This is a genomic window from Dyella sp. 2RAB6 (assembly GCF_052115385.1).
Classification (GTDB): domain Bacteria; phylum Pseudomonadota; class Gammaproteobacteria; order Xanthomonadales; family Rhodanobacteraceae; genus Dyella_D.
Window position 1 is genome coordinate 322,630 of record NZ_JBFRGP010000003.1, and the last position, 12,737, is coordinate 335,366.

General features: G+C 66.7%; 12 protein-coding genes. All 12 read right to left on the reverse strand.

What is annotated here, in order from left to right:
• Positions 1 to 786, reverse strand: a complete 786-nt coding sequence (locus AB4083_RS07325) for a hypothetical protein (protein WP_441607111.1) — start codon at positions 784 to 786, stop codon at positions 1 to 3.
• Positions 787 to 844: 58 nt separating this feature from the next.
• Positions 845 to 2,215 (reverse strand): FAD-binding oxidoreductase, encoded by a 1,371-nt coding sequence (locus tag AB4083_RS07330; protein WP_441607112.1) that lies wholly within the window; start codon positions 2,213 to 2,215, stop codon positions 845 to 847.
• A 34-nt stretch (positions 2,216 to 2,249) separates the two neighbouring features.
• The gene (locus tag AB4083_RS07335) at positions 2,250 to 3,929 is read right to left on the reverse strand and encodes a type IV secretory system conjugative DNA transfer family protein (RefSeq protein ID WP_441607113.1); all 1,680 of its coding nucleotides are present in this window, start codon (positions 3,927 to 3,929) and stop codon (positions 2,250 to 2,252) included.
• Between the two features lie 196 nt (positions 3,930 to 4,125).
• Complete coding sequence (locus AB4083_RS07340; RefSeq protein ID WP_441607114.1) at positions 4,126 to 5,520, reverse strand: XVIPCD domain-containing protein; 1,395 nt, start codon at positions 5,518 to 5,520, stop codon at positions 4,126 to 4,128.
• Positions 5,517 to 6,041 (reverse strand): hypothetical protein, encoded by a 525-nt coding sequence (locus AB4083_RS07345; protein WP_441607115.1) that lies wholly within the window; start codon positions 6,039 to 6,041, stop codon positions 5,517 to 5,519. Before AB4083_RS07345 ends, AB4083_RS07340 begins: the two co-directional genes overlap by 4 nt.
• A 116-nt stretch (positions 6,042 to 6,157) precedes the next feature.
• Entirely contained in the window at positions 6,158 to 6,784 is a 627-nt protein-coding gene (locus AB4083_RS07350; protein WP_441607116.1) for a hypothetical protein, read from the reverse strand.
• A 62-nt stretch (positions 6,785 to 6,846) separates the two neighbouring features.
• A complete protein-coding gene (locus tag AB4083_RS07355) occupies positions 6,847 to 8,250 on the reverse strand; it encodes an XVIPCD domain-containing protein (protein WP_441607117.1) in 1,404 nt (467 codons plus the stop codon).
• Positions 8,251 to 8,282: 32 nt separating this feature from the next.
• Entirely contained in the window at positions 8,283 to 8,984 is a 702-nt protein-coding gene (locus AB4083_RS07360) for a hypothetical protein (protein WP_441607118.1), read from the reverse strand.
• A gap of 172 nt (positions 8,985 to 9,156) precedes the next feature.
• Positions 9,157 to 10,467 (reverse strand): XVIPCD domain-containing protein, encoded by a 1,311-nt coding sequence (locus tag AB4083_RS07365; RefSeq protein ID WP_441607119.1) that lies wholly within the window; start codon positions 10,465 to 10,467, stop codon positions 9,157 to 9,159.
• Positions 10,468 to 10,790: 323 nt separating this feature from the next.
• Positions 10,791 to 11,390 (reverse strand): hypothetical protein, encoded by a 600-nt coding sequence (locus AB4083_RS07370; protein WP_441607120.1) that lies wholly within the window; start codon positions 11,388 to 11,390, stop codon positions 10,791 to 10,793.
• A gap of 338 nt (positions 11,391 to 11,728) precedes the next feature.
• On the reverse strand, positions 11,729 to 12,067 hold the full coding sequence (locus tag AB4083_RS07375; protein ID WP_441607121.1) for a hypothetical protein: 339 nt from the start codon (positions 12,065 to 12,067) through the stop codon (positions 11,729 to 11,731).
• A gap of 168 nt (positions 12,068 to 12,235) precedes the next feature.
• Positions 12,236 to 12,733, reverse strand: a complete 498-nt coding sequence (locus AB4083_RS07380) for a DUF4189 domain-containing protein (protein ID WP_441607122.1) — start codon at positions 12,731 to 12,733, stop codon at positions 12,236 to 12,238.
• Positions 12,734 to 12,737: the final 4 nt, after the last annotated feature.

The following is a 12,737-nucleotide window of genomic DNA, read 5'->3' on the forward strand; positions in this document are numbered from 1 at the left end:
CTACAGCGCCGCCGCTTTCAGCAGCGTGCGGCGCTTCCACAGGAACCACACGGCGCCGAGCGGGAACGCGATATTCAACACCCAGGGGCCGAAGCCGCCCTGGGAGACTCCGGCGCCGAGCAGCAGGAAGTAGATCGGGTGGAAGCTGAGCTCGCCGCTGTTCCAGTTCAGGCCGACCGCAACGAAGCCGAACAGGGTGAACAGTGCCCACAGCCAGCGGCGCTCCAGGTTCGGCGTGCGCAGGCACATCACGAAGGCGTAGATGCAGAAGAATGGGATCGCGATCACCAGTGCCAGGAAGGCCAGGTACTGGACGCCCTTGCCAGCGAGGCTGAAGCCGCTGGTCGCTTCCAGCGAGCGGGCCCGCGACTCGGTGTGCAGCCCAAGCACGCGCAAGCCGTCCTTGTCCCGTTGCAGGACGACGTTGGCCAGCACCCACGAATCGGCGAACTGGTATTCGTAGGTGAGGTTGTATTTGGTGGTGGCGGGACCGCCGTTCATGCTCAGGGTCGATGTATTGGCGCCCACCACGTGCACGGCTTTGGGCTCGCCGGCGGGGAAGGGCGCGGCGACCTCGGCCAGTTTCTTGTCGATGTCCGGTGTGCGCAGCGCGGGGGCGAGAGCGTCCTTCACCGTGTCGTAGTGGCCGGCGCGCAGATCGGCGAACAGCTTCTGCGCATAGGCGGATTCCGCCTTAGGCGTGAACTTGTCGATCAGTTCCTGCTGGCTGCAGGCGAGCAACAGAAGACTGGCGCAGGCCAGCAGCAGAAGCCGGACGACTTTCATGGTTTTCCCCCTGTGATGTCCGCAGCCTAGCAGCCTGCGCCGGCGCTGACAGCGCGCGCTACGGCAGCAATTTGCCCGGATTGAGAATGCCGTCCGGATCGAACGCCGCCTTCACCCCGCGCATCAGCCCCAGCGTCGACGGCTGCAGCGCCAGCGGCATGAATTCGCGCTTGACCAGGCCGATGCCGTGTTCGCCGGAGAGCGTGCCGTCCAGGCGGATCACCAGCGCGAACACCTCGGCCAGGCAGGCGTGGGAACGTTCGCGTTCGGCGTCGTCGCGCGGCAGCAGGTTCACGTGCAGGTTGCCGTTGCCGGCGTGGCCGAAGCTGACGATCAACACGTTGTGCTTCGCAGCCAGTTGCTTGATGCCGTCGACCAGTTCCGGCAGGCGGCTGACCGGCACCACCACGTCCTCGTTGATCTTGTTCGGCGAGATGGTGCGCTGCGCCGGCGACAGCGCCTTGCGCGCGGACCACAGCGCCTGGGTTTCCTCGGCGGTCTGCGCCACCTGCAGGCTTTCCAGGCCGTCGCCGCGGGCGGCGCGCGATACGGCTTCCACGGCGCCGGCCAGCGTGTCCGGCTCGCCGTCCACTTCGATCATCAGCATGGCGCCGGCGAGCGGCACGCTGTCGCCGCCGTGGTCGCGGGCCAGCTTCAGCGCCACGTCGTCGATGAATTCCAGCGCGCAGGGCGTGACCGGCTGCGCCATGATGCGCGCCACCGCGTGGGCGGCGGCGCTGACGTCGCGGTAAGTGGCGCGCAGCGTGCGCAGGCCGCTGGGTTTCGGGGTGAGCTTGAGGGTCGCTTCGGTGATCAGCGCCAGCGTGCCTTCCGAGCCGATCAGCAGGCGGGTGAGGTCGTAGCCGGTGGAACCCTTGCTGGTATAGGTGCCGCAGCGGAAACCCTCGCCGGTGCCGGCCACCGCGCGCAGACCCAAGGTGTTCTCGCGCGGACTGCCGTACTTCACCGTGCGCGGCCCGGCCGAATTGCAGGCCAGGTTGCCGCCGATGCTGCACCAGGGCGAGGAGGTGGGATCGGGCGGCCAGAAGAAGCCGTGCGGCTTCAGCGCCTGCTGCAGGTCGCCGTTGAGCACGCCCGGCTCCACCACGGCCAGGCGGTTGTCCGGGTCGATGCGCAGGATGCGGTTCATGCGCTCGAAGCTCGCCACCACGCCGCCGTCCACCGGCACGGTGGCGCCGGTGGTATTGGTGCCGCGGCCGCGCGCCACCAGCGGCACGCGGTGTTCGCGGCAGGCGCGCACCAGCGCTTCGGCCTGCTCGTGCGTGGTGGGAAACACCACCGCGTCCGGCAGGGCGTTGCGGCGGGAGTTGTCGTAGGCGTAGGCGAGGCGCTCGGCTTCGCCCAGCGACAGGGCGTCGCCGGCGAAGCTGGCGTGCAGGGCGTCGAGCAGGGCGGTGGGCAGCGTCATGCGCCAAGTCTAGCGCCGACGCCGCCCGGCGCCGTCAGATCTTCAAGACCGGGATGTCCGCCTTGGGCATCAGGCGCGAGGTGAAGTAGCTGTCCTTGTAGTAGCGGATCTTCTCGCACATCACCGGATGCGGGATGCCTTCGTACAGGAACACTTCCTTGTCCGCGCCCATCGCCTTGAGCTCCTGCGGCAGCATCAGCGCGCGGCGCTCCTCGGACTCGCTGCGCGACTGGTCGCCGCCCTTGCCGCGGGTGACGTTCTCCTTGCGCACGGTGGTGTAGCCGAGCATCTCGGAGTAGTCATTGGCGTCCTGCTGCTCGCGCGGCGCGAAGACGATCTGCAGCGCGTGGTTGGTGATCAGCGTGCGCGCCACTTCGCGGCCGTAAGTAGCGTCGAGCTGGGCCACGCTCTGGATGATCGGCAGCAGGCGGATGTTGTAGCCGGCCATGTACGACACGGCGGAGGAGATGATGTCCACCTTGCCGATCGAGGTGAATTCGTCCATCAGCAACAGGCACTGGTGCTTGAGCGCCTTGTTGTTCTGCGGCAGCTCCTTGGTGTTCTGGTTGATCAGCTGGCTGAAGAACAGGTTCACGATCAGCCGGCTCTCGGCCAGCTTGTTGGGCTGGATGCCGATGTAGATGGTCATGCGCTTCTTGCGCACGTCGGTGAGCAGGAAGTCGTCGTCGCCGGTGGCCGCGTCCAGCACCGGATTGATCCAGGCGTTCAGCGGTTCCTTGAAGGTGCCCAGGATCGAGGCGAAGGTCTCGTTCGCCTGCGACAGCAGGTTGGCGAAGGCCGACTGCGCATTGCCGCTGAGGAACGGCTGCTGCGACATCCACTGGTACAGCTGGCGCAGGTCGGTGCCGTCGCCGGAGGACAGGCGATACACCGCGCCGAGGGTGGGCTTGTCGCGCAGCACCAGCGGCAGGCCCTTCTGCTCGTCGTGTTCCCACTTCTCGCTCAGGTACAGGGTGAACGCCATGAAGGCGTTGCGCGCCTGGCTCACCCAGAACTTCTGGTCGTCCGCGCCGTCCGGATACAGCATGGCGGCGATGCTCATCAGGTCGGACACGCGGAAGGACGGGTCCTTGGACACGTAGCTCAGCGGATTCCAGCGATGCGAGCGGCGGTCCTCGGCGAACGGATTGAACAGGTAGATCTCGTGGCCCTGGCTGGCACGCCAGCCGGAGGTGAGCTCGTAGTTCTCCTGCTTGATGTCCAGCACCACCATCGATTCCTGGTAGTCGAGCAGGTTCGGGATCACCACGCCCACGCCCTTGCCGGAGCGGGTCGGCGCGGCAAGGATCACGAACTGCTGGCCACCCAGGCGCACCAGGTCACCCTTGTACTTGCCGACCAGGATGCCGTTCGCTTCGGCCTTGAACATGCCGGCCTTGCGCAGGTCGCCGCCGTGGGCGAAGCGCGCGTCGCCGTGCATCGAGGGCTTGTGCGTGCGGGCGATGAAATAGAACGCCACCATCCACAGGATGATCGGCAGGCCGAAGCCGACGCTGCCGGCGGCCTTGATGCGGCCGACGTAGGGCTGCACCTGCGGCACGTCCAGCGCGGTGACGTACTGGTAGTAGGTGTTCCAGGACAGCGGAACGTCCACTTTCAGCAGCAGGCGCACCAGCCAGCCGGAAAAGAACTCGCCGCCGACGAGGGCGACCAGCAGCAGGCCGGCGGCCCAATACCATTTCGTCTTGCTCATGAGAACCTGACTCGCATCCATTGCTCCGAAGCAGGGTGCTTCGGCCCCTGTGGTCTTGCCATGCCGCGGCCGGATGGCACCCCGCCGCGACATCCCTTCCGACTGTCATCCGCTCTAGTGTAATCGTGTTTCGGTGACAGGTCCGGTGATCGCCTTCGCGTCCACGGCATGCGACTCAGGCGCCCAGCGCAGGCGCCTAGCCCGGCTGGACACCCTGTTGTTGCCCGGGCTGGCCCGACTGCTGCTTCTGCGCCGCGGCCTGCTCCCACTGCGCGCTGCTGCGCTCGACCGGCGTGTTCACCGCCTGCTGGGTCGGCACTTCGGCCACGCGCCGGAACGGCGAGGCTACTTCGCCCTGCACCGCGTAGGCACGGTGGCCGTCATCGCTGAGCACCACGTGGTCGATGCGCTCCAGTCCTGCCTGGCGCGCGGCCACCACCAGCGAGCCGGACAGGTTGTCGCTCTGCTGGTCGGACGTGCGCTGGCGCGAGACGTCCAGCGTATGCACCGCATCGCGCGCCTGCTGGAACAGGGCGTGGTCCGGATGGCCGGGCTGGTCCAGGCGGGAGCTTCCCTCCGGCTTGTCGTGGTGCCACTCGCTGGGGTGGGTCAGCGTGTGGATGGCGTGGGAGGCGCGGTCGCCGAAGGCTTCGAGTTTTTCCTCCACTTCGTGCACTACGTGGCTGACCGCGTTGCCGACGGCATGCGCGCCCTCGGCGACCTTCTCGCCCACCTCGTGCGCCACCGTCTCCACGCCGTGCACCACGGCGCGCGGCACTTCCCACGGCGCCGACAGCACGGTGCGGATATCGCGCACGTCCTCGCGGTAGCGGTCGATCATGCCCTTGTGCTGCTGATACAGGGCGGCATTCTCGGGGCTCACGATGGAGTGGCCGAGCAGTTTGTTGTCCGGCACGAAGTTGTCGATCGCGTGCGCGCTGAAGTCGGTGGCTTTCAGCGGATTGCGCGGGCTGAGCGGGCCGCTATCGTCGCGGTAGCCGGCCTTGCTCAGGGTGTCGATGTCCTGCGGCGCGGCGTAGATGCGCACCTCGCCGAAATGCGGGCTGGCCGCGCTGACGATGTCGCCGGCGCGGATATGGTCGATCACCTGGTGGCCGCCCTCGGGCAGGCCGTAGAGCAGGCCTGCGGCGCCGTAGGCGTTGAAGGTCTCGCCCTTGAGGTCCAGCCGCGCAGCGGTCAGTTCGGCCAGGGTGCCGCCGAGCGAATGGCCGGTGACGGTGACGTCGTAGGGCACGCCGAGCTGCTCGGATTGCTGGCGCGCCTTGTCCACCACGCGCTGGGTGAAGGCAGTGGCGTCCGGCGCCTGCGCATTGAGGCCGGTGAGCACCATGCCGGCGTCGGTGCCGCCGTCCTTCAGCAGCTCGCGGTCGAACTCCGAGCCGCGATGGGCGACCACGATTTCGCCGGTGTCCACACGCTGGTAGGCGGTGCCCTGGTAGCCAGTGCGCGGATCGTCGGTGTGGTCGAAGATGCGGTACTTGACGCCACCCAATTCGACGGTCTGGTTGGTGCTGCGGTCCTGGTAGGCGTCGCGCGCGAGCAGCGCGTAGTCGGTGGTATCGATGCTCATGGGCCGGTCTCCCTGGCCGTCAGCGTCATCGAGAAGATGTCGGTGCGGGTGGTCGGCTTGAACAGCGCGCGGTTCGGCGTGCCGAAGGCGGTGCGCTCGTCGCTGCTGTTGAAGTATTCGCTGCGCACGAAATAAGTGGGCACCGGCTTCTGCGCCAGCAGCTCGCGCGAGTCCATCGCCGGCGAGAATTCCACGCCCTTGATCTTCAGCGTGGCCCAGGCGGTGTTCACCGCCCAGTGGCAGACGCCCATGCCGTAGTAGTCCTCGTCCTGCAGCAGGTCGACGAACAGGGTGCCCTTGTACTCATGGTCGTTGATGCGCACGAACTCGATGGGGACGTTGCGCTCCGGCGTCAGCGTGGCGCCGCTGCCCGGCGTGGCCGGCACGCAGCGCTCGTTCTGCACCTTGTAGTGGACGGTGCCGGTGATGGAGTCGAACGGTCCCGGCGCGCCGTCGATGCTGAGCGTCAGCTCGTAGCGCTGCTGTGGACGCGGGTTCTGCTTGATGTCTGGTGTCTTCATGGGAGAACCGAAAGCGGGGGTGGATGCGAGCGCCAGCAGCAGGGCGAACGCCTGCGCCGGCCCGCCGGCGGCGCTGGCCGCCCGGCGTGGTCGCGGATGCACGGTGGCGCCCATGCTCAGTGCAGGGTGACCGTGAACGTAAGATGCTTGTCCGGATCGGCCAGGCGGAAATATTCGCCGCTGATGGCCAGGCCGTTCTTGCCGGCGAGACGGAACGCGTCCTCGCCCTTGTCGACCCAGGCCGAGGTGGCGTCGGCGGCGCCGGGCATCGGCACTTCGCGGTTGCCGGTGACGCTGCCGGTGGCGACGTCCAGCTCGATCACCCGCAACGAGGTCTGCGCCAGCGACTGCGCGGCCTGGGTGTCGGCCTGCAGCAGCACGTAGACGGTGCCGCCCTTGTGCAGGCAATGCGTGGCGCGGCCCTGGTAGGTATGCGCCGGCAGCTCCAGCGGCCGCGTCCACAGCACGCGGTTGGCGTCGGTGTCCTCGACGTAGACGAACGGCTTCTGGTTCATGCCGTCGGCGTCGGCGACGGCGCCGACCACGCATTGCTTGTTGTCGCCGGCAGGTTCCGCCGCATACGAGGAAAAGCCCTGCGGCACGCTGGCGGTGGTGGCCGGCGCGGCGGACGGCGCCGGTTTCGGCGGCGTGTCCTTCGCATCCGTGCCAGCGGCTGTCGCGCCCTGGGTGAGCAGGAGCAGCATCAGCGAAAGAGTGAAACCCATCCTGGTTCTGATCGACATGGCCTGTCTCTGCGGAAGGAGCCGGGCCTGTCCGTGTTGCGGACAGGCCCGGGCGTTGCCGGTTAGTGGGAAACGCTGGGACCCGTGTGCGCGGGCGCCGGTTGCTGCTGCTTCTGCTGCTGCGAGTTTTGCGTCTGCGTGCTGGCGGCCTGTTCCAGTGCCGTGGTGCTCTTTTCCAGCGGGGTGTTGACGGCCTGGGCGGTGTTCACCTCGGCCACGCGCTTGAACGGCGAGTTGAGGTCACCTTGCACCGCATAGGTGTGCCTGGCGTCGTCGCTGAGCACGGCGTGGTCGATGCGCTGCAGGCCTTCCTCGCGTGCGCGGACCGCCAGCGAACCGGCCAGCTGGCCGCTCTGGTGGTTCGGTTCGCGCTGGTGGGTGGCGTCGAGGCGGTGCACGGCGTCGAGAGCCTGCTTGTACAGGCCGTTCTCCGGATGGGCGGGATTGTCCAGGCGCATGGGCGCCTTGGCCTGGTCCGGAGCATGCGCGGCGTGCTTGCCCTGCTCGAGCTGGTGGCGCACGGCGTCCATGGTCTTGGGGCCGGCGACGCCGTCGGGTTCGAGCTTGTGCTCGCGCTGGAACTTGCGCAGCGCGTCGTCGGTGAGGCCGCCGAACTTGCCGTCGGGCTGCAGCGGGGCTTCGCGCGTCGGATAACCGAGCCTGGCCAGTTCCTGCTGCAGGCTCATGACGTCGCCGCCGCGCGCGCCCTTGTGCAGGTAGTTCTCCTGTGCGTGCTTGTGCTCGGCCGGATCCGCATGCGCCGGCTTCGCGGCCGTGGCGGCGGGCTGGTGCGGTGCTGCGGTGTGGCCCGGCGCCGCGGCGGTATGTCCGACCGGATGATGCCGCTTGACCATGGGGCCGTTCGGCGCCTCCGGGATGACCACCTTGTCGTGCCCATGCAGCGGCTGATGCACCTGGAACTCCGGCTTGGGACGCATCGCCCCGACGATCTTGAAATCGCCCTCGTTCCAGTAGCCGAGCTTGCTGTCGATGGGCCCCATCGCCTTGCTCAGCGCCGGGCCGGTGCTGACCTGGGAACCGTAGAACTCGATATTGCCCTTGTCGTCGTAGCTCTTGAAGATCGCCACGTGCCGCCCGTGCTTGCTGTCGAACATCAGCAGGTCGCCCGGCTGCAGCGAGCCTGGCGTCTTGCGTGCGTCCTCGGCGGGCACGATGTCGAAGTGCTGCTTGGCGTAGCCGGTGAACTTGCCGCTGTCGTAGAGCTTGGACGTGGCGAACGGTTCGTTGCCGACGTCGTAGCCGGCGTTCTTCATGCCGCGCCAGACCAGCGAGGAACAGTCGACGCCGTAGTAGCCGTCGTGGTCCAGGTCCTGCTCGGTGCGGCTCGAATCCGAGCGGTGGTTGGGGGAGCCGTTCTTCAGGCTCATATCGCCGCGGCCGTACTCGTAGTTACGGCCTTCCAGCGCAAAATGACGGTAAGCCTCGTCCAGGATTTCGCGACCCATACATCCTCCGGGTGATCAGAAAGAAAGGCTGCTTACAGTCCCATCGAGAACTCTGCGTACTCCGATGCGCTCACCCAGCCGGCGGCGCAGTCGACATATTGCCCATGCTCCAGCCTGCACTTGCCTTGCGGCGCAGGCTTGATCCATTCCACTTTCGGCGCGCCGGCATCGCCGCACAGCTCGCTGTGCTTGCAGGTCGCGACGGATTCCGCCGGGATCGCCACCACGTAATGCCATTGCGGCTGCCCCGCCTGCTTGTGCGCATTGGCCATGACGCAGACGAGCTGCAGGTCATGCAACCTGGCCACTTGCGCGGACGGGAAGGGCGGGAACGCGGTCGACAGCACCGCGGATGGCTGGTCGTTGGCCTGGATCTGCCCGTAGATGCCGTCGGCGCTGCAGCCTTCCGTGTTCACCACGATCTGGTATTCGCCCGCCGTGCATTCCGGCGCCCAGTCTTTCTTTTTCTGGGTGCAGGCAACGCCTGGCAGGTTGGCGACGGGTGGCGGCAGCGGCCCATCCATGGGCATGTCCTTGGGCACCGCTGCATCGGCCGTGGTGGCGCTGGTGGCCGGGACGGATGCGTGCGGTGCCTGCGTGGCGGCGGCCGAAGCAGCGCGCGTCGGCGCGGCTTCGCCGGAAGGAACCGGTAGCTGGCCCTCGCTCGCCGGATTGCCGCAGGCTGCCAGCAGCAGGCAGGGCAGGAGGCTGAGGATGGGTCGGCTGACGGTCATGATGATGCTTCCTTCCGGATCGGGCTTGCGGTGGTGCGGAGCGGGAACGGCCATCTCCGTGGAGAGATGGCCTGCCGCAGGGCATCGGAGTTCGATAGGTTGTTCAGGGACTTTCGCAGTCGGTTTGACTCGGTCGCGGCCGGCGTCTCGATAGGCCGGCCGCGAGGAGCGATTACCTTTGCGGCGAAGTCGCCTGGGCCTGCTGAGCCTCGTGCGCCTGCTGCGGGTTGCTGGTTTGTTGCGGGCTGGTCTGCTGCTGCCCGGTGTGCGCTTGGCCGGTGTGCGCCTGGCCGAGCTGCTGCATGTCGCGGCTGCTCTGCTCCAGCGACGTATTCACCGCCTGCTGCGTCGGTACCTCGGCCATGCGCTTGTGCGGCGAGTTCATATCGCCCTGCACCGCATAGACGCGGCTGCCGTCCTCGCTCATCACCACGTGGTCGATGCGGGTGAGGCCGGCGCGCTGTGCGGCGACGGCCAGGGAGCCGGCCACGTTCTGGCTGACCTGGTCGGGCGCACGCTGGCGGTCGGCGTCGATCTTGTGCACGCCGTCCAGCGCCTGCTTGAACACGCCGTGCGCGGGATGCGCCGTGTCGCCGAGCTGCTTGTGGCCGTGCTCGGCGTGCAGCTTCAACTCGCGGTCGAGCGCGGCCTGTGTCCGCGGACCGTACTGGCCGTCGGACTTCAGGCCGTGATCGTGCTGGAAGGCCTTGAGCTTTGCCTCCGTCTGCGGGCCGAACTGCTTGTCGGCGCGCAGGTCGTAGCCGAGCCGGTTGAGTTCTTCCTGCAGCTTGCCGACCTCGGCACCATGCGCGCCCTGCTTGAGCACGCCCGGCGCGCTGTCGCGGGCCGGCTCTGGCGCGTGCTGGCCCGGCGCGCGCTTCATCAGCTGGTCCAGGCCATCGCGGTTGCGCGTGATGTCGTGCAGGTAGTCGTAGTTGCTGGTGCCGTTGCTGTCGCGCATCACGCGGCCGCCGGTGGCGGCGGCCACAGCGCCGCCGTAGCCGGCGATATGGCGGGCCTTGAGGAAGCCGGCGATCTTCTCGGGCTTGTCGTCCTCGTGCAGCACGCCGTTCTTCACGGCCTGCTTGTAGGCGTGGTCGCTGTTGATGCGGAAGGCGTTGTCCTGCAACTCGGCGGAGCCCTTGTACTTGTCCAGGCTCAGGCCGTTCTTCCAGTTGGAAGGGTCGTTGAGGAATTCGGTCATGCCGCCCTTGGACGCCCATGCCCATTCGCTGCGGCTGCCCTTCATGGCCTCCTGCAGTTTTTCCTTGTCGATGTAGCCGGCGTCGGCGAGCCAGCCGGCGCCGGCCTGGTAGCGGCCGACATAGCCCTGCTTGTTGGTCACGGTGAGGTTGCCGCCGCTGCTTTCCGTCATGACGACGGAAGCGACCAGTCGACGGGTCATCGCGTCGTCCAGACCGGCGATGTTGCCCTGGTGGTATGCCTGCGCAGTGGCCACTGCGTGCTCTCGTCTATCAGCCATTGCTTACTCCTTAGTGGATGACGATGCTGGTTGAGTTGTGGAGGAGGTTGGGAGCCTCTGATCTATTCCTACGTGCCCGGCATGACGCTCAGAAGGTCCGCAGGCGCTGCCGCACGGCGCCGGGAAGACTGGCTGTCTTGCCAAGTCGTGCGGCAGCGCCTGCGGACCTTCTGAGCGTCACCCCTACATTTAAATTCAGTTTGTTGGGGCCGCACTGTATGCGCGCCTCGCTGCGCTCCGGTGTCTCGACAGGCCAGTCTGCCTTCACCACCGGAGCGCAGCGAGGCGCGCATACAGTGCGGTGACGGGTACGTAGGAATAGATCAGAGGCTCCCGGTCTCCTTACAGCGCATGGCCTCCATCCGCTGCGCCGGTTTGCTCCGATAGAACACGAACGTGGTGCTGCCCGGCCCCTGGTTGCCGCCGTCCTCGTCGATATAAGCCTCGGCGAAGACGGGCGCCGCACCGGCCCCGAGCGTGATCTGGTAGAAGGCGTTCTTCTGCGTGTTGGCGGCGGTGGTGCCGAAATCCAGCGCGCACGAGCCGCCGATGGGCTTGATCGCGGCGTCGCCGCTCAACTGATGCTGCAGGATCTCCTGCAGGTTCTCGCTGGGATAGAACTTCACCAGCGCGACCGATTGCACTGCCGTGGCGTCGCCGTTGAGGGTGACGCCGACGTTGCCTTCGTTGTCCTGTTTCGTGCCGGCTTCCTCGCCGGTCTTGCCGTCCGGCACGTCGACCATGCCGAAGCCGGCCAGCAGCAGGTTGCCGCTGCGGTAGTGCGACATATCCGGGCCGGTGGCGTCGGCATTGTCGAGCGGCTTGGCGTCGCGCCAATGGACGCCCGCCACGGCGTCGAACGCCGGCCAGGACGAAGCGTGGGCTGCGGCGAACACGCCGAGCAGGTTCTGCAGGGGAGACATGGCACTCTTTCCTTGAGTTTCGGCGGTGGCATGCGCCGCAGGCGCGGAGACCGCCGCTGCCGGAGCCTTCGCCGAAGACGTTGCGGAAGGATCGGTGGATTGCGCTGAGCCGCACGCGCTGAGCGAAGCCAGCAGCGCGACGAGAAGTAGCTTCCTTGGGCTCATGGAACGTTGGGTCCTTTCGATCTACCGCCGCCGAGTGTCACTTGCTCCGATGGCGCAAGGCAAGTGCAAGCTATGTGCGGAACTGCCTGATTTCTGTATCGCGTTGCGGGCTTCTTCGCTGCGCTCGCCATTCCACCCACCTTGAGAGCGGTGGGCGGAATCATGCGTATCGCTCAACGGTTGGCATTGGCCGGGTCTGCCGCGGCGGGCACTTCTTTCGCCGGCGGGATGGCCTCAGCCGAACTGCCAAGCTCACCGGTCCCCGACGCGCCCGGAAAAGCCTTGGGGCAGACTTCCTTGTAGACGAGTGCGGAAGTGGGGTTGTAACACTCCCAGTCGATGACCGTGATCGAGCCGGTCACCGGGTCGCTGGGCACCCAGCAATCCATGGGCATGCCGAGCTTGCAGAACAGGTAAGGGTTGTTCCCGTAGTAGGGAATGGCCTTGAAGAACTGCGCGGACGCGCTGGTGCTGGCGGCCAGGAGCAGGATGAGCAGTAGTGCTTTTTTCATGAGCATTCCTTTGCACTTGGATGGTTACGCGGATTTCAGAAGGAAAGGCGCTTGCGCCCTGGATCGCCTTGCATCTGCTGATTCATGGATATCTCAAGCGGCCTCTCGCGGAAGCTGTTCCACACATCGCCCGCATTCACTCGAGGCGATCCGATTCCATGGATCTCACTAGAGGCGCAGCGCCGTGCTGCAGCTGCTAAAGACAACCTTGCATGACGCGTCATCACATAAGCCTATGACCACTTTCTCCGCATCGGGCTTGGTCGGGCGGGTTGCGACGCTATAGTGGTTGTCAGCCTTCGCTACCGCGACGCAACTGTTGGAGAAAGCGGAGATCAGTTCGCATTTCGTCGAACCGAGCGAGCGACAGTTCGCCATGGCGATCTGCTCTGCCTCGGATCGACTGGCTTTGTTACGCGCAGCGCCGAGGTTGCCGGTGTACTGGGCGTCCAGCGCGACCGCTCCCCAACGCTCGACCCAAACGACATTTTGCGGCGCTCCCGGTACGGGCGCCTGACTCCCCGGCTGGCCATAACCGGGAATGGGGCGGCAGGAAGTGACGCCTTGCCCACCTTCCGGAACCATGCCAGGGGGGCAACCCCCTTCAGCGTGAAGCACAGGGCTGAAGCAAAGGATGCAAAAGAGCAGGATCAGCAAGGATTTCATGGCG

Coding starts and splice junctions, on each gene's coding strand:
- AB4083_RS07340 (WP_441607114.1), bottom strand. CDS start 5,520: ATGAGCATCGATACCACCGACTACGCGCTGCTCGCGCGCGACGCCTAC.
- AB4083_RS07375 (WP_441607121.1), bottom strand. CDS start 12,067: ATGAAAAAAGCACTACTGCTCATCCTGCTCCTGGCCGCCAGCACCAGC.
- AB4083_RS07380 (WP_441607122.1), bottom strand. CDS start 12,733: ATGAAATCCTTGCTGATCCTGCTCTTTTGCATCCTTTGCTTCAGCCCT.
- AB4083_RS07325 (WP_441607111.1), bottom strand. CDS start 786: ATGAAAGTCGTCCGGCTTCTGCTGCTGGCCTGCGCCAGTCTTCTGTTG.
- AB4083_RS07355 (WP_441607117.1), bottom strand. CDS start 8,250: ATGGGTCGCGAAATCCTGGACGAGGCTTACCGTCATTTTGCGCTGGAA.
- AB4083_RS07330 (WP_441607112.1), bottom strand. CDS start 2,215: ATGACGCTGCCCACCGCCCTGCTCGACGCCCTGCACGCCAGCTTCGCC.
- AB4083_RS07335 (WP_441607113.1), bottom strand. CDS start 3,929: ATGAGCAAGACGAAATGGTATTGGGCCGCCGGCCTGCTGCTGGTCGCC.
- AB4083_RS07350 (WP_441607116.1), bottom strand. CDS start 6,784: ATGTCGATCAGAACCAGGATGGGTTTCACTCTTTCGCTGATGCTGCTC.
- AB4083_RS07345 (WP_441607115.1), bottom strand. CDS start 6,041: ATGAAGACACCAGACATCAAGCAGAACCCGCGTCCACAGCAGCGCTAC.
- AB4083_RS07370 (WP_441607120.1), bottom strand. CDS start 11,390: ATGTCTCCCCTGCAGAACCTGCTCGGCGTGTTCGCCGCAGCCCACGCT.
- AB4083_RS07365 (WP_441607119.1), bottom strand. CDS start 10,467: ATGGCTGATAGACGAGAGCACGCAGTGGCCACTGCGCAGGCATACCAC.
- AB4083_RS07360 (WP_441607118.1), bottom strand. CDS start 8,984: ATGACCGTCAGCCGACCCATCCTCAGCCTCCTGCCCTGCCTGCTGCTG.